We start from the raw sequence: 394 nt of genomic DNA on the forward strand, positions 1-394 counted from the left end.
ACAGTGCACATAGCAAGCAGGGAGGAATAAAATGGTCACGATCTATGACGCGAAGCCCGGGCTTTCCCGTCGTGAGCTTCTCAAACGCGGCGGCATCGGGGCGCTGCTCGTCATCTCCGGTAGCGCCGTCATCAGCCCTGAACATGCCTGGGGGCTCGAGACATCGGCACTCAAGCCCGAAACCATGGCGACGCTGATCCAGATGGCGCGTGACATCTATCCGCACGATCAGGTGCCGGACAAATACTACGCCATTGCCGTGAAAGGTCATGACGAGCAGCGCCCCGATGCCGCCGCGTTTGAGAAGCTCACGACGGGAAAGCCCGGGCTTCGCGTCATAGATCGTGACCATTTTATTCCTCCCTGCTTGCTATGTGCACTGTTGAGAGTCTGT

General features: G+C 58.4%; 1 pseudogene. It reads left to right on the top strand.

What is annotated here, in order from left to right:
* Positions 1 to 31: 31 nt before the first annotated feature.
* Positions 32 to 394: pseudogene (locus EN879_RS38680) on the top strand (hypothetical protein); the annotation flags it as partial.

Source organism: Mesorhizobium sp. M7A.F.Ca.AU.002.02.1.1 (genome assembly GCF_003998535.1).
GTDB lineage: Bacteria > Pseudomonadota > Alphaproteobacteria > Rhizobiales > Rhizobiaceae > Mesorhizobium > Mesorhizobium ciceri.